Genomic DNA, 24,115 nt, shown 5'->3' with positions numbered 1-24,115 from the left:
ACAGGGGTCCGCCGCGGCGGTGCCGAAGGCCGCCGCCGTGGCGACCGGGTGGTTCGGACCGGGTCCGGCGGCGCCGACCTACTCGCCGGTAAACTCCTCGCCATGAGTGCAGATTCCGTTACCGCCACCGTCGCCGCTCCCCGGGAGATCGTCGAGTCGGTGCGTAAGTTCGTCGCCGCGCACGGGGGTTCGGCCGAGGCCGTGCCGCAGCCGGTGGGCCGCCGGGGTGTGCGGCTCACCCTGGTCGGTTCCGACGGTGTTCTCGGAGATCGGATGGTCGCCGATACCGCCACCGCGCAGGCTGTGATCGACGCGGTGGATGGGCTCACCGCCGCCGAGGGCTGGGAACGCGATCTGGTGGCACGTACCACGCCGCGGACCGGTCACTGGGCGAAGATGGCCGGCTGGGTCGCCGGTCAGACACGATTTCCGAAGGCTCGCAACGAGAACTGACACCTGTGGGTGCTCACAGGTCGCGCGCCCGGGCCGCAGGTAGCTCGAACAGTTTCCCGATCAAAAACTACTGACGAGTAACCGGTTCGCGCTACCGTTAGTGCCTCGAGCGTCAGCCCCGGGGTAGAAGGAGCCGATATGACGGTCAGCAGTCCGACCCGTTCCAGACTCACGGTGTCCGGCCGTCCGATCTCGAACCACCTGCGGGACGTATCGACCCTGTCGCGTCAGATGGTCGGTCATTTCGTCGAACACGTGGCGCCCTGCGGGACCCTTCCGGGCGACGCGCTCCAGGGCGATGTCACCGCGGTCACCCGGCTCTGCCTGGAACTCACGGTGAGCCGGCTCGATGGCCGCGAGCTGCCGGAAAAGATCGAACAGGTCCGGGAAGCCGCCGCCGAATGGGCTCGCGAGGGCATCCCGATCGACACGATCAACCATGCCATCCACGAGGGTTTCAAACTCGGATTCGATCGCATCATGGTCACCGCGGGGCCGGCCGATTCGGCGACCCTGGTCGACACCGCCCGCCGGATGCTGGAAATCCTGGACACGATCACCTCGGAGGTGGCGCTGGCCTATGTCGGCGAATACCGGGGGGTGGTCTCCGAACACCACACCGCGGTGCACACGCTGACCTCCGCGCTGCTCGGTGGGCACAGTACCGCCACCATGGCCCGGGAATGCGGGATCGAGATCGCCGAGGCGTACCAGGTGCTGGCGTTGGCGCTGGCGCCGCATCCGGACGAATCCGCGCCGCAGGTCGACGGCCGGATCGTCGCCCGGCGCAAACTGCGCCGCGTCCAGGCCGAGCTCGCCCGCAGTTGCGGGGAGAAGGCGCTGTCGCTGCTCAGTATCGACGGCGGCACGGTGCTGTTGCCCGCGGACGCTTTCCCCGAGGACACCTTGGACGAGTTGATCGCGCGCCTGGCGCAGGCGGCGCAGGTGCCCGTCACGGGCACCGTCGTCACCGCGGCCACCGCCGAGATCCCCGATGCCACCGACCGCGCTCATGAACTCCTCGACACCGTGCAGCGCATCACCGACGGCGGCGGTCTGCACCGGTTCACCGATCTGGCCCTGGAATTCCAGATCACCCGGCCGGGCCCGGCCCGCGAGCACCTGAGCGCCATCCTCGATCCGCTCGACGAACATCCCGAACTGCTGGAAACGCTGCGCCAGCACATCGCCAACAATTTCAATCGGCAGCGCACCGCCCGGCTGATGCATATGCACACCAATACGCTCGACTACCGGCTCAAACGGGTCCGGATGCTCACCGGATTCGATCCGGCGATCCCCACGGGTCTGTGGTATCTGACTTCGGCGCTGGTGGCGCGCAGCTACCAGAACGGGCCGAGCGCGACCTGAGGCGGCCCGGCGGCGATGCCCGTTCGGGGAGGCGTCGCGAGCCGGGTAGTCACGTGTATCCGTGGCGGCCGGACTGTTCGGTGATCACGGATGCGAGCCGCCCGCAGTGGCTCGGCGGGGTCGGGGAATCCGCACGGCCGAACGACGCGACCGGTGACCGAGCTCAGGCGAGTCCGGCCGACCTTCCGGCGCGGTCGCCTCAGGCCGGCTGGGCGCTCGGTTCCACGACCGGGGCGGGTAGGGGTTCCCGGGTACGCAGGGACGCCCACAGCGCGGCGGTCGCGGCGGTGCACAGGGCCGCGCCACCGACATGGATCGCGACCAGCGCCGCCGGGACGTCGGTGAAGTACTGGACGATGCCGACCATCGACTGCGCGAGCACCAGCCCGAGCAGAACGAACAGGCGGTCGCGCACCGGCTTGGTGATACCGGTCGCGAAGAGTCCGAAGGCGAGACCGATCAGCAGCGCGAGGTAGCCGATCAGCAGCTGCGAATGCAGATGCACCAGCGTCACGATCTCCACCTCGAGCCGGGCCACCGGGCGTTCGATGCTCTTGTCGCCGGCATGCGGGCCGGCGCCGGTCACCAGTGTGCCCGCGATCAGCACCCCGGCCAGGGCGATTCCGCTCAGTGCGGTCAACCAGCGCAGGGGCGCGGGCGCACGGACGGTGTCGACACCGTCGTCGGGGGAGGCGATCTTCGCGTACATCACCGAGGCCACCCACACCATGAGCATGGATGCGAGCAGGTGCAGCGCGACGGTCCACCACAGCAGCCCGGACAGCACCGTGATACCGCCGATGATCGCCTGTACGACGGTGCCGGCGGGCATGAGCCAGGCGTAGACGAGAACTTCCCGCCGCCGCCGGGCCCGGGTGACCGCGAGAACGATGAGTGCCGCGCACAGTGTCACCGCGAAGGTGAGCATGCGGTTGCCGAACTCCACCGCTTGATGGAGCACGGCCACTTCGGAGACCCCGATCGGGGTGAAACTTCCCGGGAAGCACTGCGGCCAGGTGGGGCAGCCCAGACCCGACGCGGTGACGCGGACGATCGCGCCGGTCACGGCGATGCCGGCTTGGGAAGCGATCACCGCCAGCGCGATCAGCAGCTGGGTGCGCCGCGAGGGGAGCGGCAGCCGGTCGACGAGTCGCAGGAATGCGCGATACAGCACGTTCCGATGGTAGCGGGCGGCCACCGCCGGCCCGCACCCGGACTACTACAACGTGTCGTGGAAGATCATTCGAAGCGGAACCAGCGGGCCGCGAGCAGGGCCGCGCCGGTACCCCAGACAATCAGCGCGCCCACTCCCAGCCAGTCGACGCCGCCGCTCAGCGCGTGTTCCAGCGCGACCGCCAGCGCACCGGAAGGGACCAGGCGCACCAGGGTGTGTACCGCGGTGGGCAGTTCGTCGGAGGCGAAGACCACGCTGGCGATACCGAGCATGACGAACCAGAGGATATTCGCCAGCGCCAGCACCACTTCGGCCTTGAGCGTGCCGCCGAGCAGCAGGCCCATCGCCGCGAATGTGGCGGTACCCAGCGCGATCAGCACCGCGCCCAGCAGCAACCCCAGCGGTGTCGGCCGCCAGCCCAGCGCCACCCCGATCAGGCCCAGCAGCACCGCCTGCAGGATCACCACCAGCAGGACCGCCCCGCTCTTACCCGCGATGATCCCCCAGCGCGGCAGGGGAGTGGCGCCCAGCCGCTTGAGCGCCCCGTAGCGGCGGTCGAAACCGATGGCGATGGCCTGGCCCGTGAACGCGGTCGACATCACCGCCACCATCATCACCGCGGGTACGATCTTGTCGATCTTGTCCGGGCCCATGTCGCCGAAGGGCAACAGCGCCAGCCCGATCAGCAGCGTCACCGGAATGAACATGGTGAGCAGCAGCTGTTCGCCGTTGCGCAGCAACAGCACCAGATCGAGCCGGGTCTGCGCGAGCAACATGGCCACCCGCGGCGCGGGCCGGGGCGCGGGCGCGAAAGTACCCGGCTCGAACCGATTGGCCGTCAGCTCCGGCTTGGTCACAAGGCCTCCCTCGAAGCTGATGGATGCGGTCCGCGGAGGCCGTAGCGAAGGCGGAGGTATCGCATCACAAGGCCTCCCTCGAAGCTGATGGATGCGGTCCGCGGAGGCCGTAGCGAAGGCGGAGGTATCGCCTCATGCGCGCAGGTCCCGTCCGGTCAGTTCCAGGAAGACGTCCTCGAGCCGGCGCTGGTCGATCCGGATATCGGTCGCGAGCACGTCCACCCGGGCGCACCAGGCGGTCACCGTGGCCAGCACCTGCGGGTTGATCTCGCCCTCCACCAGATACGAGCCGGGGCTGGTCTCCTTCGGCGCGAATCCCTCCGGCAGCGCCGACTGCAGCAGGTCCAGGTCCAGATGCGGTGGCGCGGCGAAACGCAACTGTCCGGCAGCACCGTGCGCGGTGACCTCGGCCGGCGTACCGGAGGCGACGATGCGCCCGTGGTCGATGATCACCAGGTGATCGGCCAGTTCCTCGGCCTCGTCCATGAGATGGGTGGTGAGCAGGACGCTGACACCGTCGCGCCGCAGTGCGTCGATCAACTCCCACACCAGGATCCGGGCCTGTGCGTCCATCCCCGCGGTGGGTTCGTCGAGGAAGACGATCTCCGGGCGGCCGACCAGCGCGCACGCCAGCGAGAGCCGCTGCTGCTGACCACCGGAGAGCCGGCGATAGGGGGTGCGGCGGTGGTCGGCCAGGCCGAGCATGCCGAGCAGCCACGCGGGGTCCAGCGGGTTCGCCGAATAGGAGGCGACCAGATCCAGCATCTCTCCGGCACGTGCGCCCGGATAGGCGCCGCCGCCCTGCAACATCACTCCGATCCGCGGGCGCAGCCGCTCGGAATCGGCGATCGGGTCCAGGCCCAGGACCCGCACCTGCCCCGAATCCGGGCGGACGAAGCCCTCGCACATCTCCACCGTGGTGGTTTTGCCGGCGCCGTTCGGGCCGAGCAGGGCGAAAACCTGTGCGGGTTCGATGGTGAAACCGATACCGTCCACCGCGATCGTCTCGCCGTAGCGTTTGGCGACGTGGTCCACCTGTACGGCGGGCACCCGGGAAGCGGTCACGAGGTCCCACCGTAGGCCCCGGCCGGCTGTGACGGGGCCGACACCCCCTGCTGCGCCCGCCAGGGCAGTGAGTTCCGGGTGACCACGATGAACAGCAGCGACACGATCACGGTGGCCACCGCCGATCCCACGATCTGGAACACCTCGAGGTCGGCGCCGCGCGGCATGAGGATCACACTGACCACCGCGGAGATGCCGATCGCCGGGCCGCGGAACGCGGGCCGGGTGGCCCAGGCCGCCATCGGCACGATGGCCCACAGCAGATACCAGGGTTGGACGACCGGGAACAGCAGCACGATCGCGCCCAGCGAGACCCCGAGCGCGCCGACCGGATGCAGGCGTCCGGTCCAGGTGGCGACCAGCATTCGCACCGTGATGAAACCCGCCACCACGGCGGCGATGGGCCGGGTGATGCTGAGCAGCGCGGTGGTGTGGTCGCCGAGGCCGAGCAGGACGCCCCCGAATCCGGTGACGATGCCCAGGGCGGTGGGCAGCGACATCCAGCTGCGCACCGCGTTCGCCGTGTTCAGGGTGTAGAGCCAACCGAACCCGAGACCGCTCGCCATGCTGATCACCACGGTCACCACCACCGCGATCAGGCCGAGTAATCCGGCCGCGGCCAGGATCGGCCGCAGCGCCGGCCCCCAGCGGCGGGCCAGGGCCATTCCCGCGAAGCCCAGCGCGATGATCGAGGTGACCTTCACCGAGGACGACAGGCTGATCACGACCGCGCCGCCCACCAGCAGGGTCCAGCCGCGGCCGTCCAGCGGAGGTGGCCCGCCGTCTCCGGGGACCCCGTGGATCGCGCGCAGCATGAACTCCAGGCCGGCCAGCATCAGGCCGAGCATGAGCGCGTCGTTGTGCACCCCGCCGATCAGGTGGAACAGCACCAGCGGGTTCGCGACACCCAGCCACAGTGCGCTCACCGGCGCCACCCCGCAGCGCACGGACAGTCGTGGCAGCGCCCAGACGATCAGCGCCACCCCGGCCAGGGCCAGCAGCCGGTGCACCCAGACCCCGGCCAGAATGTTCTCCCCGGTGAGCTCGGCGATCCCATGGCCTATCCACAGGAAGAGCGGTCCGTAGGGCGCGGGTGTCTCACGCCAGATGTTGGGGACATTGTTGGTGAGCACATTGTCGATACCGAGCCCGGCGACGGGGCCCTCCTGATACGGGTCGATCCCGCGGGCGGCGATCTCGCTCTGCGCCAGATAGGAGTAGACGTCGTTGCTGAACATCGGCGGCGCCACGCACAGCGGGATGATCCACAGCAGCAGTGTCCGGTCGAACTGGCGCCGGGTGAGCCGGTGCCGCGGGGAACCGCCGATCCCGCCGACGGCGAACCGCCCCAGCAGCAGCCATGCCAGCACCACGGTCACCGTGCCGACCATGCACATGGCCAGTGATCCGGTGTGCGCCCGCGCGAAAATACCCAGCACCCGCATGCCCGAAGTCGGATTCTGGTGCACCGGCTGCGCGCCGATACCGAGGGCGCTGATCGCCATGAGCACAGTGCCGGTGGCGCCCATCAGCCGGATCCGGTCCAGTTGGGCCCGCTCCCGGCGGTCGAGCCCCGGGACCTCGGATTCGTCGCTGTGCAGAATCGCGATGGTGTGATCCGAGGGCGGGACGTCGAGCCCGAGGGCGCGCCGCACCAGTTTCAGTGCGCGCTGCTCGCGCGACGCCACTGCGCCCGGGGCGCCTGCCTGTCCTGCCACGGTCACCGAGACTAGTTCGCCGGGGGCGCTGCCGGTGCCCGGGCCGCGGCATCGTGTGGCGGGCCGGACGCGTGCCGAGGCGTCGTTTCCGGGCCGGACATCTTCTGGCTACCGTGGGTATCCGGCGCCCGGTGCGCGGTGTTCGACGCCGGTGGCTCCGCGAACGGCTTCCGGGCGCCCGGTCCGGAGAGCCCGGCGGTTCGTTCGCTCGGCGGAGCGTCGGGCGTGAGCGCAGCCGGGCAGCAATTCTTCGGCGTGGGGTCCCGTGATCCGTCCGGAGTTCAGGCGTAGTGAAGCACATCACTGCACTGATCCGGCAGGAGAGGCGCGAGCGGCACTTTCTCGTCCGAACAGGCGATTTCGGCGTCTCCGGCCGGACGTGGCCGGTTCGGGCGACCCGCCTGCTCAGGGCACCCTTATTAGATTTCGGGAACGAATTCCGCCACACTGATGTTGTGAAAACTATGGGTTTGCCGAATGTGGACGAAAGGGCTGGTCACCGGGCCGGTACCGGGTCCGTCGGCGTGCCCGCGACCGGCGGCGAAGGCCATACCCGCGCCGCCATCGTCCGGCTGCTGCTGGAGGAGGGACCGATCACCGCGACCGCGATAGGCAGTGCCCTGGGCCTGGCGCCCGCCGGGGTACGCCGGCATCTGGACGCGCTCATCGAATCGGGTCAGGCCCGCGCCGGACGGTCGGCGCCCTGGCAGCAGAAGGGTCGCGGACGGCCGGCCAAGCAGTATCAGCTCACCGCGGCCGGGCGCGGCATGCTCGGTCACGCCTACGACGATCTCGCCGGTGCGGCCATCCGGCAGCTGCGCGAGATAGGCGGCGAGGAAGCGGTCACCGCTTTCGCCCGTAAACGCGCACGGACCCTGGTCGACGGGATCGAACCGCTCCCCGGCCACCGTACGGAGCCGGCGGCGGACGAGCCCGCCACCGCGGAGGGCTCCGTGCAATCGGGTACGGCTGCCAAGGCCGAGGAGATCGCCACGGCGCTCTCGGACGCGGGGTTCGCCGCGAGTACCCGCCGCGTCGGCGCGGGTGTCCAGATCTGCCAGCACCACTGCCCGGTCGCCCATGTGGCCGAGGAATTCCCCGAATTGTGCGAGGCCGAACTCGCGGCCTTCCGGGAGGTTCTCGGTACCCATGTGCAGCGCCTGGCCACCATCGCCAACGGGGACTGCGCCTGCACCACCCACGTACCACTGACGGTGCTGCCCACGGCGGCCGCCGATCGACCGAAGCACGCTTCACCTGCCACCGTTGCACAGCCCGCAACGGACGCACCGAACGACTCCGGAAGGAGCGCCGAATGACGACCACCACCGACCAGGTGCCACCGCTCACCCAGGAGGAGGCCATTGCCTCGCTGGGTAAATACGGTTACGGCTGGGCCGACTCGGATGCGGCCGGAGCCAGCGCGCAGCGTGGTCTCTCCGAGGAGGTCGTTCGCGATATCTCGGCCAAGAAGGACGAGCAGGCCTGGATGCTGGAGAACCGGCTCAAGGCGCTGCGCATCTTCGACCGCAAGCCCATGCCGAACTGGGGCTCCAACCTCGACGGCATCGACTTCGACAACATCAAGTACTTCGTGCGCTCGACCGAGAAGCAGGCCGAGAGCTGGGAGGACCTGCCCGAGGACATCCGCAACACCTACGACAAGCTGGGCATCCCGGAGGCGGAGAAGCAGCGGCTGGTCTCCGGTGTCGCGGCACAGTACGAGAGCGAAGTCGTGTACCACCAGATCCGCGAGGACCTGGAACAGCAGGGCGTCATCTTCCTCGACACCGATACCGCGTTGAAGGAGCACCCGGAGATCTTCCGCGAGTACTTCGGCACGGTCATCCCGGCCGGGGACAACAAGTTCTCCGCGCTGAACACTGCGGTGTGGTCGGGTGGCTCCTTCATCTATGTGCCGCCCGGCGTGCACGTCGACATCCCGCTGCAGGCCTACTTCCGGATCAACACCGAGAACATGGGCCAGTTCGAGCGGACCCTGATCATCGTCGACGAGGGCGCCTACGTGCACTACGTCGAGGGCTGCACCGCGCCGATCTACAAATCCGATTCGCTGCACTCGGCGGTCGTCGAAATCATCGTGAAGAAGGGCGGCCGCTGTCGCTACACGACCATCCAGAACTGGTCGAACAACGTCTACAACCTGGTCACCAAGCGGGCCAAGGCCGAGGCGGGCGCCACCATGGAGTGGATCGACGGCAATATCGGCTCCAAGGTCACCATGAAGTACCCGGCCGTCTGGATGACCGGTGAGCACGCCAAGGGCGAGGTGCTCTCGGTCGCCTTCGCCGGTGAGGGGCAGCACCAGGACACCGGCGCCAAGATGTTGCACCTGGCCCCGCACACCTCCTCGACCATTGTGTCCAAATCGGTGGCCCGCGGCGGTGGCCGTGCCTCCTACCGCGGCCTGGTGCAGGTCAACAAGGGCGCGCACGGGTCCAGGTCGACGGTGAAATGCGATGCGCTGCTGGTCGACACGATCAGCCGTTCCGATACCTACCCTTACGTCGATATCCGCGAGGACGACGTGACCATGGGGCACGAGGCGACGGTGTCGAAGGTGTCCGAGGAGCAGCTGTTCTACCTCATGAGCCGCGGGATGACCGAGGACGAGGCGATGGCCATGGTGGTGCGCGGCTTCGTCGAGCCCATCGCCAAGGAGCTCCCGATGGAGTACGCCCTGGAACTCAACCGGCTGATCGAACTGCAGATGGAAGGAGCCGTCGGCTGATGGCATTGGACAACGTTGCCGAGGCCGCCGAGGCTCGCCAGCCGGCGATCAACAAGGGGGAGGTGTTCACCTCCTTCGATGTGAACGCCTTCGAAATCCCCTCCGGTAAGGACGAGGTGTGGCGGTTCACCCCGCTGCGCCGGCTGCGCGGCCTGCACAACGGCACCGCCACCGCCGACGGGCGGGCCGGGGTCGAGATCGGGCAGGTCACCGGTGTCACCGTGGAGACCGTGGGTCGCGAAGATTCCCGCCTGGGGCAGGGCGGTACCCCGTCCGACCGGGTCGCCGCCCAGGCGTACTCCGGCTTCGAACAGGCGACGGTCATCTCGGTGGGTAAGGAGATCGAGGTCGCCGAACCCGTCGTCGTGCGGATCACCGGACCGGGTGAAGGGAAGACCGCCTACGGTCACCTGCAGGTGCGGTTGGCCGAATTCGCCGTCGCGACCGTCGTGATCGACCAGCGCGGTAGTGGAACCTACGCCGAGAACATCGAATTCGTGCTCGGCGACAGCGCCAAGCTGACCGTGGTGGCGGTCCAGGACTGGGCCGACGATGTCGTGCACGCCACCGCGCACCACGCCCTGGTGGGTCGCGACGCGGTACTGCGGCATACCGCGGTCACCCTCGGCGGCGAACTGGTCCGGCTCACCGGCAATGTCCGCTACGCGGGCCCGGGCGGTGACGCCGAACTGCTCGGCCTGTACTTCGCCGACGCTGGTCAGCATTTCGAACAGCGTCTGCTGATCGATCACGCGGTGCCGCACTGCAAATCGAACGTGCTGTACAAGGGCGCGCTCCAGGGTGATCCCGATTCGCCCAAGGGGGACGCTCGCACGGTCTGGGTCGGCGATGTGCTGATCCGGGCCGCCGCCGAGGGAACCGATACGTTCGAGATCAACCGCAACCTGGTCCTCACCGACGGCGCCCGCGCCGATTCGGTGCCGAACCTGGAGATCGAGACCGGTGAGATCGTCGGCGCGGGCCACGCCTCGGCGACCGGCCGGTTCGACGACGAGCAGCTGTTCTATCTGCGTGCCCGCGGTATTCCGGAAGACGCCGCCCGCCGCCTGGTGGTGCGCGGTTTCTTCCACGAGATCATCCACAAGATCGGAGTCGGTGAGGTCGCCGAGCGGCTCGAGGCGGCCATCGAAGCCGAACTCGCCGCGATCGGCGCCTGACCGACCACCCGGCCTCCCAGACCACCGAAGGAATTCGACACCCTATGACCACCCTGGAAATCAAGGACCTGCACGCCGAGGTCGCCACCCCCGATGGGGACACCGTCAAGATTCTCAACGGTGTGAACCTCACCGTGAAATCCGGCGAGACGCACGCCATCATGGGCCCCAACGGCTCCGGTAAGTCGACACTGTCCTACGCCATCGCCGGGCATCCCAAGTACACCGTCACCTCGGGTTCTATCACCCTCGACGGTGAAGATGTGCTGGAGATGTCGGTGGACGAGCGGGCGCGGGCCGGGCTGTTCCTGGCCATGCAGTACCCGGTGGAGGTCCCCGGTGTCTCGATGTCGAACTTCCTGCGTACGGCGGCGACCGCGGTCCGCGGTGAGGCGCCGAAGCTGCGGCACTGGGTCAAGGAGGTGAAGGAGTCGATGAACGAACTCGATATCGACGCCGCCTTCGCCGATCGCAGTGTGAACGAGGGCTTCTCCGGTGGCGAGAAGAAGCGGCACGAGATCCTGCAGTTGGGCCTGCTCAAGCCGAAGATCGCCATCCTCGACGAAACCGATTCCGGCCTGGATGTGGACGCGCTGCGGATCGTCTCCGAGGGCGTGAACCGCTACCGGGAGCGGGAGAACGGCGGGGTCCTGCTGATCACCCACTACACCCGGATCCTGCGCTATATCCAGCCGCAGTTCGTGCACGTCTTCGTGGGCGGCCGCATCGTCGCCGAGGGCGGCCCGGAACTCGCCGAGGAACTCGACGCCAACGGCTATGTGAAATTCACCCAGACCGCCGGAGCCGGAGCCTGAGATGACCGCGACCCTTCCCGCCTTCGACGTCGCCCGGATCCGGGCCGACTTCCCGATCCTGAACCGTACGGTCCGGGACGGGAAGCCGCTGGTGTACCTGGATTCCGGGGCTACCGCGCAGCGGCCGCTGGCGGTACTGGACGCCGAACGCGACTTCCTGCTGGCGAGTAATTCCGCCGTGCACCGCGGCGCGCATCAGCTGTCGGAGGAGGCCACCGACGCCTACGAGGACGCCCGCGCGCAGATCGCACGTTTCGTCGGCGCCGCCGCCGACGAGCTCGTGTTCACCAAGAACGCGACCGAATCGCTCAATCTGGTGACCTACGCGTTCTCCGACGACCGGTTCCCGTATCACGTGGGCCCGGGCGACGAGATCGTGATCACCGAACTGGAGCATCACGCGAATCTGGTGCCCTGGCAGGAACTCGCGCGCCGGACCGGCGCCACCCTGCGCTGGTACGGCGTCACCGACGACGGCCGCATCGATCCGGACTCGCTCGACCTGTCGCCGGCCACCAAGGTCGTGGCCTTCAGCCACCAGTCCAATGTCACCGGTGCGGTGGCGCCGGTCGCCGAATTGGTGCGCCGGGCCCGCGCCGTGGGCGCGCTGGTGGTGCTCGACGCCTGCCAGTCGGTACCGCACGCCCCGGTCGACTTCCACGCACTGGATGTCGACTATGCGGCCTTCTCCGGGCACAAGATGCTCGGCCCCTCCGGGGTCGGTGTGCTGTACGGGAAGCGAGCGCTGCTCGAGGAGACCCCGCCCTTCATCACCGGCGGTTCCATGATCGAGACCGTCACCATGGAGCAGACCACCTACGCGCCGCCGCCGCAGCGTTTCGAGGCCGGGGTGCCGATGACCTCACAGGTCATCGGGCTGGGCGCCGCCGTGCGCTATCTCGAGGAGATCGGGATGGACGCGGTGGCCGCGCACGAGCACACCCTCGTCGACGCCGCGCTCGCCGGGCTGGGCGCCGTACCGGGTGTGCGGATCATCGGCCCCACCGAGAACGTCGACCGCGGTGGCGCGGTCGCCTTCCTCGCCGACGGAATCCACGCCCACGACCTGGGCCAGATCCTGGACGACGAGGGCGTGGCGATCCGGGTGGGTCACCACTGCGCCTGGCCGCTGCACCGGCGTTTCGGCGTCGCCGCGACCGCCCGCGCCTCGTTCGCGCTGTACAACACCGTGGATGAGGTGGACAAGATGGTCGCCGCGGTGCGGAAGGCCCAGAGCTTCTTCGGGGTTGCCTAGAACATGCGCATGGAGCAGATGTACCAGGAAGTGATCCTGGATCACTACAAGCATCCGCACAACCGCGGCCTGCGGGAACCGTTCGGCGCGGAGGTGCACCACGTCAACCCCACCTGCGGTGACGAGGTGACGCTGCGGGTGCGGCTCGGCGACAACGGCGAGGTCGAGGATGTGTCCTACGACGGCCAGGGTTGCTCGATCAGCCAGGCCTCGGTCTCGGTGCTGACCGATCAGGTGATCGGACTGCCGGTTCTGGAGGCGCTGGGTGTGGTCGACTCGTTCAACGAGATGATCGGCAGCCGGGGCACCGTCGAGGGCGACGAGGACATAATCGGCGACGGAATCGCTTTCGCCGGTGTCGCCAAATACCCGGCCCGGGTGAAATGCGCACTGCTGGGCTGGATGGCATTCAAGGACGCGGTGCTGCGGGTCGACGGCGCGGCCGATTCCGCCGCGGGATCCGGTGCGTCCGCGACCGACCGCTCACGGAACGGGGAAACAGCATGACCGATACTTCTGCCACCGAAGCCACCGTGCCGGAACCGGCGGCCGGCCCCGACGCCGAACTCTCGGCCGAGGATCTGGCGCAGCTCGCCGATCTCGAGGAGGCCATGCGCGATGTGGTCGATCCCGAACTCGGTATCAATGTCGTGGATCTCGGCCTGGTCTACGGAATGCGGGTCGAGGAAACCACCGCGGTGCTGGATATGACCTTGACCTCGGCCGCCTGTCCGCTCACCGATGTGATCGAGGATCAGTCCCGCAATGCGCTGGTCCGCAGCGGGCTGGTCGACGATCTGAAGATCAACTGGGTCTGGATGCCGCCGTGGGGTCCGGACAAGATCACCGAAGACGGCCGGGAACAGTTGCGGGCGCTCGGCTTCACGGTCTGAGGCCCGCGCACCCACCGCGCGGCACTTCGCGACGGCGACCGATACGGTCGCCGTCGCGTTCTGGTCTGTACCCGAATTGGTGCGGACAGAAGGCCGGGAAGCCGGCTGCCGGTACGGACCGGTCGGCCGTTCCCGAGCCCCGGTCGCATTTCGCCCGGTAATGCCGGGGCTTTACTGGAATACGGCTATTCCACGTCTCCGCGGTGATCGTCGCGCCGTCTGCCGGGAGGCGCGCATTGGGCATTTCGGCCCGGGCCGGGCGCCCGATTCGAGTGGGCGCGCGCAGTATTGGACCTGTCTTGATATCAATTTTCCGGGCCCGCCGCCAATCACCGACCGTTCGGTCTGCTTTCTGTGCTCCGTCCCTGGTGATAGGGGATGCGATCACGGTGTGCCTTGGAGCACCCCGTGCCGCGCGCGCAGTCCCCGCAGCGCTCCGCGGTCGTGATCTTCACGGTCGCAATACCTTTCCGCATTCTGCGAGGTCGCGGCCCTATCACGGAAAGGTGACAATCGATTATCGGCCGTTATTGAGAGAGTTCACCACAATGCTGCTACTGTGAGCGAGTCGTCGGGTTCCGGGCCATCGGAGGATGTGCTCCGATGGTCATCGATCGGCCGAATGACTTGTCCCTTAGTTACTTTCGGGTAGTCGAAAGTAACTAAGGGATATGTCACCGACCGTTACCGCGGTGCCCGGCACGGACCCTCATCCGGCCAGGGGCGAACATGGTCGGCGTCGCGAGGAAGGCGAGACGAAGCGCCGTGGCATGCCACGGCACCGCGTGGCGCACCTCGAGCCCCGTCAACGACGAGAAAGCTGATGAATCTGAATACCGCCGTGCTGCTTCCCTGGATACTCGCCCCCATATTGGTGCTCGGCGTGGCGTGGTACGCCGTTCGGGCCGTGCGAGACCAACAGAAACGACTCGATGTGCTCGAGCGGGAACTAGCCGTGCGCGAGGATGCGCTCGAGCATCTCGCGGCCAGCACGTTGCCCGCCCTCTCGGAGTCCACCCGCCGGTTCGACCAGACCGCCGTGGCACCCGAAGTGCCCCCCGGACTGGAGAATTCGCGCTTCGCCCAATGCCTGCGCTGGATAGTCGACCGGGTCACCGAGGACCTGCGGACCGTCCAGAGCGAAACCCGCGAAGCCGTCACCCGGGAGATGGAGGAGCAGGTACGCACCGCCGTCTCGGCCGCCGAGCGGAACGTGCGTACCGAGGCCGACGCCGGCCGCGAACGCTCGGAAACCCTTGCCCGTGAGGCCACCAGCGCCGCGGTCCGCTCGTTCGGCACCTCCGTGGTGAGCCTGGGAGCCGACGTCTCCCAGGTCGTGAGCTCCGCGCTCCGTGAACACCGCGACGACCGCGTCTACGAGACCCTCATCCGGATCGACCACACCGTGCAGCAGATGATCCGCCAGGCGCAGTCCTACGTGATCGTCTGTGGTGGTCTGCCCGGCCGCCGCTGGCCCGCCCAGTCGCTCACCGATGTCGTCGGTGGCGCGACCGGTCGTGTCCGTGACTACCTGCGGGTGCGCCCGTCCCAGCTCGACCGCATCGTCATCAGTCGTGCGGTGGAACCGCTGGTGCACACCCTGGCCTCGCTCATCGACAACGCGCTGCGCTACTCGCCGCCGACCTCCTTCGTGGACGTGACCTTCCAGGAAGGTCATCACGGTGTGACCGTGATCGTCGACGACGCCGGTGTCCGGATGAACGCCGAGCAGATGGAAGAGGCCCGCCAGGTCCTGGCCAACGAACGCTCGATCGACATCCATCAGCTCGGCCCGGCCCCCAAGGTCGGTTTCCCCGGTATCGCCGCGCTCGCCCGCCGCTACGGGTTCACCGTCTACATCGACGGACCCAACGCCTACGGCGGTATGCGCGCCATGGTCTACATCCCGGAGGCACTGCTGGTCGCACCGAAGGCCAACCAGGACAACGACGCCGCGTCGCCGGTCGGCGCCCCCGCGCCGCGGGAACTCGCCGCGGTCCCCGGCGGCCAGACCTCGTCGGTATCGGGAAGCTCCGCTAACGCTCTGGTCGGTAACGCCGTATCGTCCGGTATCGGAGCACATTCGGCGACGAGCACCGGCGCGCACGCCGCGATCCCGGTCGTATCCGAGAGCTCCCGGCCTGTCGAGCGGACTTCGGCGGCAGGTGGCATCGACGAGACCGAGAGCGAGCAGCGTACGACAGTCCACGACATCACCAGCGGCGGTCTGCCCCGGCGCCGGCGCCGTGCCGCGGCCGTCCCTGATGACATCAACGATCGCGTGTCCGGACAGGACAGGACCGAACCGGGGCAGCCCCGCCCCGATATCGCCGCTGCCTGGCAGAGCGGCTCCAAGAGCGGCCGTGCCGCCGCATCCGAACACACCGAAGGGATGACATCCTGATGGGTTCACCGAGGACAGTGGTATCCGACAGCACCAATAAACTGGGCTGGTTACTGGACGATCTCGAGGTTCCCGGCGTCCGATTCGCCGTCCTGTTGTCCGAGGACGGGCTGCGTATCGCCCATTCGGCGGGTATCGCGAAAGACGATGCCGAGCGGTTCGCCGCCGCCGCCTCCGGCCTGCGTTCGCTCGGTAAGGCGCTCGGCGAGTTCTGTGGTAGCAACGGAAACGATGTGCGGCAGAACATGACCGAATACGACCAGGGCATGATCATGATCACCGCGGCGGGCGAGGGCGCGCTCCTGGGTGTGGCGACCATGACCGATATCGATGTGGGCCTGATCGCCCACCGGATGAACGAGCTCGCCGGCCGGGTCGGCCACGAGCTCGGGAGTGAACCTCGCAGAGGCGCACACGGCGGCGATCTGCAATGAGCCGGTCGCGGCGTGATCCAGACCTGGTCCGCGCGTATGTGCGGACCGGCGGGCGCTCCCGTCCGACCCGTGAGCTCGGCCTGGTCACCCTGGTCGTCGCCGTCGGAGATCCGGCGCCGGGCTCCACACCGGATGCGCGCCGGGTGGTCGATGTCTGCGCCCGCGGCGCCCTGTCGATCGCGGAGGTCGCCGCCTATCTCGACCTCCCGCCGTCGGTGGTAACGATCGTCGTGTCCGACCTGCTGGACAGCGGACATCTCAATATCCCGACCCCGGCGGAAATAATGCCGGAGATCGCCCTGCTCGAGGAGGTACTCAATGGGCTCCGTGCTCTCCCGGCCTGATCGGTCCGCGGAATACGGCCGCGCGGTCGACTATGTGCCGGAGACGGTGACCCGATCGGTGAAATTGCTGGTAGCCGGTAATTTCGGCGTCGGTAAGACCACCTTCGTGAGCAGTATTTCCGAGATCAAGCCGCTGCGTACCGAGGAGACCATCACCGAGGCCAGCGTCGGTATCGACGATCTGGGCGGCCTGGGATCGAAGACGCAGACCACGGTCGCGATGGACTTCGGCCGTATCACGCTCAATCCCGAACTGGCCCTGTACCTCTTCGGTACGCCGGGCCAGCAGCGGTTCATCCCGCTGTGGGAGGAACTGGCCAAGGGCGCACTCGGTGCCCTGGTCCTGGTGGACACCCGGCGTATCGAGAAGGCCGACGAGGTACTGGCCGTACTCGAGGAGCGCGGTGTGCCGTACGCGGTCGGGGTGAACGAGTTCGAGGGTTCGAACCGCTTCCCGCTGTCGGAAGTGCGCGAGGCACTCGACCTGACCGAAGACACTCCGCTCATCGCCCTCGACGCCCGTGATCGGCGAACCTGCCTGCAGTCGCTGATCACGCTCGTCGAATTTCTGTTCCGCCGATTGGAGTCTCGTCTTTGACCACGCAGTTCTCTCCGGTTCCGCAACAGCAACCTCCGTTCACCGGCTGCCCGGTCGTTCACGGAGACCCCACCGGAGGCGTTGGCGACCGCTTCAGCCTCTTTTCCGAAGAATTCGCCGGTGATCCGCATCGCGCCTATGCCGCGATGCGGAGCCGATACGGTTCGCTGGTTCCCATCGATCTGGCCCCGGATGTGCCGGCCACCTTGGTGATCGGCTATGACGCGGCCGTCCGGATCCTCAATGATCCCGACCGTTTCCCGGCCGATCCGCGGACCTGGCAGACGAGTATCCCGCCCGATTCGCCGGTCAAACCGATGATGGAGTGGTACCCGAACGCCCTGCGTAACAGCGGTGAGCTGCATCAGCGCTACCGCCAGGTGTATGTGCACGCGATCGACGGCATCGACCTGCACGAACTGCACCAGACCGTGGAGCGGATCGCAGTTCCGCTGATCAACTCCTTCTGTGAGACGGGCAAGGCCGACCTGGTCACGCAGTACGCGTTTCCGCTGGTGTTCGAGGTGATCAACCAGATGGTCGGTTGCTCACTGGAACTGGGCGAGCGCGTCGCCAATGGGATGGCCGCGCTGTTCGACACGGTCAACGCCGAATGGGGGATGACCCATCTCAGCGAGGCGCTGATGGAGCTCGTCTTCATGAAGCGCTCCGATCCGGCCGACGATGTGACCTCCCGGCTGGTACACCATCCGGCGAAACTCGACGACGAGGAGCTGCTGTCCAATCTGATCAGCTTCTACGGCGCCGGGGTGGAGCCGCAGCAGAACCTCATCAACAACACCCTGCTGCTGATGATGACCGACGAGCGGTTCGGCGGAAACATGCTCGGCGGTGCGCTGTCCACCCGCGACGCGCTGGACGAGGTGCTGTTCAACGACCCGCCGATGGCCAACTTCTGCACCACCTATCCGCGGCAGCCCATTCTCGTCGAGAACACCTGGCTGCCCGCCCACCAGCCGGTGGTGATCAGCCTCTCGGCGTGCAACAACGACCCGGCCATCCGGGGCGCCGACCACACGGGCAACCGCTCCCATCTGGCCTGGAGTATCGGACCGCACGCATGCCCCGCGCAGTCGCCGGCGTTCGTGGTGGTCCAGGGGGCGATCGACCTGCTGCTCGACGCGCTGCCCGAACTGGAACTCGCGATGGCACCCGAGGAACTGATCTGGCGTCCGGGGCCCTTCCACCGGGCCCTGGCCGCCCTGCCGGTCGTTTTCCCGCCTTCTCCTCCGTTGCATCTCGTATAAGGAGTCAGTCGTTGGAACGCCAACCCATCGTCCTGGATATGGCAGGTGCCGATACCCAAGGGGAAGCGGCGAGGTTGCGCGCCCAGGGTCCCGCCGCGCTGATCGAGTTGCCGGGTAACGTGCCCGCCTGGTCGGTGACCGACGCGACGGTCCTGAAGAGCCTGCTGGCCGATCCGCGGGTGTCCAAGGACCCGCGCCAGCACTGGACGGCGTTCGTGAACGGTGAGATCACCGAGGACTGGCCGCTGCTGCCGTGGATCGCGGTGGAGAACATGTTCACCACCTATGGGGCCGACCATCGCCGGCTGCGCCGGCTGGTGTCCCCGGCCTTCACCCACCGGCGGACCACGGCGCTGCGCCCGCGGGTGGAAGCGCTTATCGCCGACCTGCTCGACCGGCTGGCCGCCGTGCCCGCGGGCCAGGTCGTCGACCTGCGTGAGGGCTACGCCTATCCGGTACCGATCCAGGTGATCACCGAACTGCTGGGGGTTCCGGATTCGCTGGGCGCGGGTCTGCGCGTCTGTGTGGACCGGTATTTCGACACCACGATCGATCAGGCGGGGGCCCAGGCCAACTTCGTCGAGATGTACGGTCTGGTCACCGAACTGGTCGCCTATCGGCGCGACAACCCCGGGGACGACATCACCAGCGTGATGATCGGCAGTCGCGACGAGGACGGTTCGCAGCTCACCGAGAAGCAGATCGTCGAAACCCTGATGCTGGTCATCAATGCCGGTCACGAGACGACGGTCAACCTGCTCGACCAGGCCATCGTCGCGCTGCTCACCCATCCGGAGCAGCGCGCGGCCGCCCTGGCGGGCGAGGTGAGCTGGTCGGAGGTGGTCGAGGAGACGCTGCGTTACCAGGCCCCGGTGGCGCATCTGCCGCTGCGGTACGCCGTGGAGGACATCGAAATCGAGGGACTGCGGATCGGCAAGGGCGAGGCCATCCTGGCCTCCTACGCCGCGGCCGGCCGCGACCCGAAGATCCACGGCGACACCGCCGATCTGTTCGACGTGACCCGGGCGGCCAAGGATCATGTGTCCTTCGGCCACGGGGCGCACCATTGCATCGGTGCGCCGCTGGCCCGGATGGAGGGCGAGCTGGCGCTGCCCGCGCTGTTCCGGCGGTTCCCGGATATCCGGCTGGCCGTGGCGGTCGGCGAGTTGAAGCCGGTGGTGAGCTTCGTTTCCAACGGTCACCAGGAATTGCCTGTGTACCTGGGCTGAAGCCGGTAGCGTAAAAGGTTCTGGTTACTACAACTTCATGCTGATGGCTCGTCGCGGACGTCGCTGAGCGGGATGTATGGGTCGGCGGATAGGTCTGCGAGAACGCACTATTCACCGATTCATACGAACCTCGGAGTGTGATGTCATGACCACAGCACAACATGATCGGTACCGCGTTTCCGATCCACGCCTGGTGATCCACGGCTCCCCGGTGGATCCCATCGGCCCGTACGTCCCGCTGTATTCGGAGGAGTTCGCCGCCGATCCGCACAAGATGTACCGGGAGATGCGGCAGCGGTTCGGTTCGCTGGCTCCGGTGGAGCTGGCCCCGGGCGTCCCGGCCACCCTGGTGATCGGCTATCACACCGCCCTGCGGATCCTCAACGACCCCGAACACTTTCCCGCCGACCCGCGGGTATGGCAGCGCGGGGTAGCCGAGGACTGCCCGGTATTGCCCATGATGGAGTACCGGCCCAATCCGCTGCGCACCGTCGGCCAGGAGCGGATCCGCTACCGGTCGGCCGCGGTCTCGGCCATCGGCGAGATCGATATGCACGAATTGCGTCCCACCATCGAGCAGATCGCGGTCACGCTGATCAACTCGTTCTGCACCGACGGCTATTGCGATGTGGTGGGGCAGTACGCTTCCCCGCTGATCTTCGCGACCCTCAACGCCATGCTCGGCTGCCCACCCGAACTCGGGCACCGCGCGGCCCGCGGTCTGGCGGCCATGTTCGATACAGTGGACGCGGCCGAGGGCAATGTCACCCAGGCCGACGCGCTGCTGGAATTGGCCCGGCTCAAACGGGTTCAGCCCGGTGACGACATCACCACCCGGCTGGTCCGGCATCCGGTGCAGTTGAGCGACGAGGAGACCCGGCAGCAGCTGGCGCTGTTGTACGGCGCGGGGACCGAGCCGCCGCAGAATCTGATCGCGAACACGCTGCTGCTGATGCTGACCGATGAGCGTTTCGCGGCCAATGTGCTGGACGGCAGTCTCTCCACCCGGGATGCCCTCGACGAGGTGCTGTTCAACGATCCACCGCTGTCCAATTACTGCATCAGCTATCCGCGGCAGCCGATGCTGATCGACGGTATCTGGTTGCCGGCACACCAGCCGGTGCTGATCAGTATGACCGCCTGCAACAACGATCCCGCCATCAGAGCCGATGGGCCGACCATCAACCGGTCGCATCTGGCATTCAGCGCGGGCCAGCACAGCTGCCCGGCCCGTTCGGTGGCGTTGCTGATCGTCCAGGACGCGATCGACCAGTTGCTGGACGCGGTGCCGGAGATGGAGCTGGCGGTACCGCAGGCCGATCTGCGATGGCGGCCCGGCCCGTTCCATCGGGCGCTGGTATCGCTGCCGGTCACCTTTCCCGAGTCCCCGCCGATCCGGATAAACGGTCGCTGAACGTCGCATATCGGTCGGCCGGGCCGGTGCTGTTCGTGGATGGCCGCACTGTGTTGCGCCGGGTGCGCTGTTTTCTCGCCCCGGCGGCAGCATCTCGCAGTGCGCTACCACGTGAAAGCCCGGCGGCCGGGCCGTGCGCGAGGAAGACGTGAAAGTGCCGGCGGGGCACGCGCATCCGGCCGGACGAACGATGACACGACCCGGCGCCGGGGCCGCCGCGGCCCGCAGCGGGTCGAAGCCGTCCCGCCCTCGGCCGGGGTGCTCACCGGTCGCACTCCGTGAAGGGCGGACCGCACATCGCATACGCGAGTCTCGGGCGTTGAACGGCCAGACCGAGAGGTCTCGACCCCGCGCGGCCGATGAACACAGCCGACCGTGCATGTGCACGACCATCCGTGGCGCTGCGAATCCCGATCGGCCGCGCTGGGTTCCAGGTAGAGTCGCGAACTCAGCCCGGCGGCCGGACCTCCGGCCGCGAGACCCTTCGCGCAGGAACCACAGACTTTTGACTATCGAGAGCACACCCCTATCGTCCGCGGGACCCCGGGATTTCGACGGTCCGCGAATCCCGCTGTACGCGGAAGAGTACGCAGCCGATCCACACCGGGCCTACCGGGAGATGCGGCAGCGTTTCGGCTCCTTGGCTCCGGTGGAGCTGGCGCCGGGCGTCCCGGCCACCCTGGTGATCGGCTACCACGCCGCCCTGCAGATCCTGCACGATCCGGACCATTTTCCGGCCGATCCGCGTGCGTGGGAACAGGATATCCCCGCCGACTGCCCGATCCGCCCGATGATGGAGTGGCGGCCCAACCCGATCCGCAGCGCCGGCAGTGAGCACACGCGGTATCGTTCGGCGGCCGCGGCGGCGCTCGGCAAGATCGATCTGCACCGCCTGCACGCCACCGTGGAACAGGTCGCGGTCCCACTGATCAACTCGTTCTGCGAAGTCGGTTACTGCGACGTGGTCAGCCAATACGCTCTGCCGGTCGCCTTCTCCACCCTCAATGCCACGCTCGGCTGCCCGCCCGATATCAGCCGGCGCGCGGCCACCGGGATGGCGGCGCTGTTCGATACCATCGACGCCGAACGCGGCAATCAGATGCTGTCCGAAGCGCTCCTGGAGCTGACCCGGCTCAAACGCGCCGAACCCGGTGACGATGTCACCAGCCGGCTGGTCGAACACCCGGTGCGACTGGACGACGAAGAAATGATGCATCAGTTGGTGACGCTGTACGGGGCGGCGATCGAACCACCGCAGAATCTCATCGCGAACACCCTGCTGCTCATGCTGACCGACGAGCGGTTCGCGGCGAATGTACTGGACGGAAGCCTGTCGACCCGGGATGCGCTGGACGAGGTGCTGTTCAACGATCCGCCGATAGCCAACTACTGCTTCAGCTATCCGCGGCAGCCGATCCTGATCGACAATGTGTGGTTGCCCGCGCATCAGCCCGTGGTGATCAGTATGGCGGCCTGTAACAACGATCCGGCGATCCGCACCGGGAACGTGACCGACAATCGCTCACATCTGGCCTTCGGAACGGGCCCGCATGCCTGCCCGGCGCGGCCGGTAGCGGTGCTGATCGTGCAGGACGCGATCGATCAGCTGCTGGATGCGCTCCCGGAGATGGAACTGGCGGTGCCCGCCGCGGAATTGCAGTGGCGGCCGGGCCCATTCCACCGGGCACTGTCCGCACTTCCGGTCACCTTCCCGAAGAGCCCGCCGATCAGCGTGGCCGGTTTTCACTAGTTCGGCAGTTCGGTCAGGAGTCTCCGATGCAGAATGCCACCGCCCCGTTCGTCCTGGATCCAGGTGGTTCGGGGTTTCTTCGACACCACTCTCTCCGTGGCCCAGGCCCAGGCCAGCTCAGCCGCCGCGATGCAGTTCCAGGAAATCGGTCACGGTGCGCCGCGGTGTCGGCGGTTGTGCGGCCGCGGTAGGCGCGGTGCCCACCCGCACGACGACCTGCGGAATCGCGGGCTCGGCCAGTAGATTCGCAATGGCGCGCCGGCTGACCGGGACCTCGGTGATATGGGTCAGCGGACAGGTCGACAGCCCGGCGGCCGTGCAGTCCAGCAGTACCGCGGACAGCGCTTCCCCGGCCCGCAGCCAATCCAGGGCACTGTCGGTGGCCGAACCGAGCACCAGCAGCCGCGACGCGTCGGTCAGCTCACCACGCCGCAGCGAGGGCGGCGCGGTGGGAAAGGCCCGGCCCACCCCGACCTGCGCCGCTTCCGCCGCCGAGACCAGCGCGGAGATCGGCACCCCGTCGGCGGGGGAGTTGTTACCCGCCCACCAGTGCAGCTCGTTCAGATATTGCGGATCGTATTCGCGCAACGCCGCCGATCGTGCCGAGGCGGCGGCGAGGCGCAGCCGGGCGGAGTCGCCCAGTACCTCGAGCTGGGCCCCGCGGGCACCGGCCGCCGCACACAGGCCCGGCTCGACCCGGTCCCAGTCGCGGGGTGGCAGCATCGGCAGCCGGTCGGTGTAGCGCTGCTCGATGGCCGCGGCGCGGGCCCGGACGGTATCGGAGACCTCGGCGGCGGGAGCGAAGTCGACGGTGGCGAGGTGGTCGGGCGCGGTATCGGGCAGCCGGATCACCTCGGTGTCCCAGCCTGCCGCCGCGAACGCGGTCCGGGTGTGGTCGAGGATGGCCCCACAGCTGATGGTCAGCTGTCTGCCCTGCGGATCCGCCGAGAACAGCTGCCGACTGGTGTCGCGGTGCAGATGCAGCCGGTGACCGTCGAACACCCAGCGCCACGGTTGCGTATTGTGCACCGACGGCGCCCGCCGGGCCAGGGACAGCGCGGCCTGCACTGTCGGATGATCGGGCACCCGGGCTGTACCGATGGCGTCCATCCTCCGAGTCTGCGCCTCGCGAGCGCGCCGGAC

Annotated in this window: 22 protein-coding genes; 17 read left to right on the top strand and 5 right to left on the bottom strand. The window is 67.8% G+C overall.

Annotated elements, in window-relative coordinates; translation table 11 throughout:
- The first annotated feature begins 102 nt into the window (after positions 1 to 102).
- On the top strand, positions 103 to 453 hold the full coding sequence (locus tag IG75_RS0112565) for a hypothetical protein (protein ID WP_030521416.1): 351 nt from the start codon (positions 103 to 105) through the stop codon (positions 451 to 453).
- 138 nt (positions 454 to 591) lie between these two features.
- A complete protein-coding gene (locus IG75_RS0112560) occupies positions 592 to 1,824 on the top strand; it encodes a PucR family transcriptional regulator (protein WP_030521415.1) in 1,233 nt (410 codons plus the stop codon).
- Positions 1,825 to 2,023: 199 nt separating this feature from the next.
- Here the strand turns inward: IG75_RS0112560 and IG75_RS0112555 are convergent, their stop codons facing one another.
- The 4 genes from IG75_RS0112555 to mptB all read right to left on the bottom strand — a co-directional run bounded on the left by IG75_RS0112555 (position 2,024) and on the right by mptB (position 6,638).
- A complete protein-coding gene (locus IG75_RS0112555; RefSeq protein WP_030521414.1) occupies positions 2,024 to 2,998 on the bottom strand; it encodes a COX15/CtaA family protein in 975 nt (324 codons plus the stop codon).
- Positions 2,999 to 3,063: 65 nt separating this feature from the next.
- Positions 3,064 to 3,855, bottom strand: coding sequence for an ABC transporter permease (locus IG75_RS0112550; RefSeq protein WP_030521413.1), 792 nt, complete (start codon positions 3,853 to 3,855; stop codon positions 3,064 to 3,066).
- 132 nt (positions 3,856 to 3,987) lie between these two features.
- Positions 3,988 to 4,920: an ABC transporter ATP-binding protein gene (locus tag IG75_RS0112545; RefSeq protein WP_030521412.1), complete on the bottom strand. Its 933-nt coding sequence runs from the start codon at positions 4,918 to 4,920 to the stop codon at positions 3,988 to 3,990.
- Positions 4,917 to 6,638, bottom strand: coding sequence for a polyprenol phosphomannose-dependent alpha 1,6 mannosyltransferase MptB (gene mptB, locus IG75_RS0112540; RefSeq protein ID WP_373863743.1), 1,722 nt, complete (start codon positions 6,636 to 6,638; stop codon positions 4,917 to 4,919). The genes IG75_RS0112545 and mptB overlap by 4 nt, the downstream gene beginning before the upstream one ends.
- A 464-nt stretch (positions 6,639 to 7,102) precedes the next feature.
- On the opposite strand from mptB, the gene IG75_RS0112535 reads away from it, so the two are divergent.
- From IG75_RS0112535 to IG75_RS0112465, 15 genes are all read left to right on the top strand, one after another.
- Positions 7,103 to 7,957, top strand: a complete 855-nt coding sequence (locus IG75_RS0112535) for a helix-turn-helix transcriptional regulator (RefSeq protein ID WP_030521410.1) — start codon at positions 7,103 to 7,105, stop codon at positions 7,955 to 7,957.
- Positions 7,954 to 9,390, top strand: coding sequence for a Fe-S cluster assembly protein SufB (gene sufB / locus IG75_RS0112530; RefSeq protein ID WP_030521409.1), 1,437 nt, complete (start codon positions 7,954 to 7,956; stop codon positions 9,388 to 9,390). Before IG75_RS0112535 ends, sufB begins: the two co-directional genes overlap by 4 nt.
- A complete protein-coding gene (gene sufD / locus IG75_RS0112525; protein ID WP_030521408.1) occupies positions 9,390 to 10,568 on the top strand; it encodes a Fe-S cluster assembly protein SufD in 1,179 nt (392 codons plus the stop codon). Before sufB ends, sufD begins: the two co-directional genes overlap by 1 nt.
- 44 nt (positions 10,569 to 10,612) lie before the next feature.
- Positions 10,613 to 11,383 carry a Fe-S cluster assembly ATPase SufC gene (gene sufC, locus IG75_RS0112520; protein ID WP_030521407.1) on the top strand — a complete coding sequence of 257 codons (771 nt, stop codon included), beginning with the start codon at positions 10,613 to 10,615 and terminating at the stop codon, positions 11,381 to 11,383.
- A 1-nt stretch (position 11,384) separates the two neighbouring features.
- Positions 11,385 to 12,638, top strand: coding sequence for a cysteine desulfurase (locus tag IG75_RS0112515; protein WP_030521406.1), 1,254 nt, complete (start codon positions 11,385 to 11,387; stop codon positions 12,636 to 12,638).
- A 3-nt stretch (positions 12,639 to 12,641) separates the two neighbouring features.
- A complete protein-coding gene (sufU, locus tag IG75_RS0112510; RefSeq protein ID WP_030521405.1) occupies positions 12,642 to 13,145 on the top strand; it encodes a Fe-S cluster assembly sulfur transfer protein SufU in 504 nt (167 codons plus the stop codon).
- Positions 13,142 to 13,531, top strand: a complete 390-nt coding sequence (locus IG75_RS0112505) for a metal-sulfur cluster assembly factor (protein WP_030521404.1) — start codon at positions 13,142 to 13,144, stop codon at positions 13,529 to 13,531. Before sufU ends, IG75_RS0112505 begins: the two co-directional genes overlap by 4 nt.
- A gap of 823 nt (positions 13,532 to 14,354) precedes the next feature.
- Positions 14,355 to 15,935 carry an ATP-binding protein gene (locus tag IG75_RS0112500; protein ID WP_030521403.1) on the top strand — a complete coding sequence of 527 codons (1,581 nt, stop codon included), beginning with the start codon at positions 14,355 to 14,357 and terminating at the stop codon, positions 15,933 to 15,935.
- Positions 15,935 to 16,369 carry a roadblock/LC7 domain-containing protein gene (locus tag IG75_RS0112495; protein WP_030521402.1) on the top strand — a complete coding sequence of 145 codons (435 nt, stop codon included), beginning with the start codon at positions 15,935 to 15,937 and terminating at the stop codon, positions 16,367 to 16,369. Before IG75_RS0112500 ends, IG75_RS0112495 begins: the two co-directional genes overlap by 1 nt.
- Positions 16,366 to 16,713 (top strand): DUF742 domain-containing protein, encoded by a 348-nt coding sequence (locus IG75_RS0112490; RefSeq protein ID WP_030521401.1) that lies wholly within the window; start codon positions 16,366 to 16,368, stop codon positions 16,711 to 16,713. Before IG75_RS0112495 ends, IG75_RS0112490 begins: the two co-directional genes overlap by 4 nt.
- Entirely contained in the window at positions 16,688 to 17,311 is a 624-nt protein-coding gene (locus IG75_RS0112485; RefSeq protein ID WP_051714539.1) for a GTP-binding protein, read from the top strand. Before IG75_RS0112490 ends, IG75_RS0112485 begins: the two co-directional genes overlap by 26 nt.
- A 146-nt stretch (positions 17,312 to 17,457) precedes the next feature.
- Positions 17,458 to 18,579 (top strand): cytochrome P450 family protein, encoded by a 1,122-nt coding sequence (locus tag IG75_RS0112480; protein ID WP_373863744.1) that lies wholly within the window; start codon positions 17,458 to 17,460, stop codon positions 18,577 to 18,579.
- 11 nt (positions 18,580 to 18,590) lie between these two features.
- On the top strand, positions 18,591 to 19,808 hold the full coding sequence (locus tag IG75_RS0112475; RefSeq protein WP_030521398.1) for a cytochrome P450 family protein: 1,218 nt from the start codon (positions 18,591 to 18,593) through the stop codon (positions 19,806 to 19,808).
- 145 nt (positions 19,809 to 19,953) lie between these two features.
- Positions 19,954 to 21,222 carry a cytochrome P450 family protein gene (locus IG75_RS0112470; protein WP_036513673.1) on the top strand — a complete coding sequence of 423 codons (1,269 nt, stop codon included), beginning with the start codon at positions 19,954 to 19,956 and terminating at the stop codon, positions 21,220 to 21,222.
- 505 nt (positions 21,223 to 21,727) lie between these two features.
- On the top strand, positions 21,728 to 22,972 hold the full coding sequence (locus IG75_RS0112465; RefSeq protein WP_030521396.1) for a cytochrome P450: 1,245 nt from the start codon (positions 21,728 to 21,730) through the stop codon (positions 22,970 to 22,972).
- A 117-nt stretch (positions 22,973 to 23,089) separates the two neighbouring features.
- Here IG75_RS0112465 and IG75_RS0112455 read toward each other — a convergent pair whose 3' ends face one another.
- The gene (locus IG75_RS0112455; protein WP_030521395.1) at positions 23,090 to 24,082 is read right to left on the bottom strand and encodes an Acg family FMN-binding oxidoreductase; all 993 of its coding nucleotides are present in this window, start codon (positions 24,080 to 24,082) and stop codon (positions 23,090 to 23,092) included.
- Positions 24,083 to 24,115 lie beyond the last annotated feature (33 nt).

This window comes from Nocardia rhamnosiphila NBRC 108938 (genome assembly GCF_000720425.1).
Lineage (GTDB): Bacteria > Actinomycetota > Actinomycetes > Mycobacteriales > Mycobacteriaceae > Nocardia > Nocardia rhamnosiphila.
The sequence above is the reverse complement of the archived record's forward strand: the minus strand, read 5'-3'. Positions and strand labels throughout refer to the sequence as shown.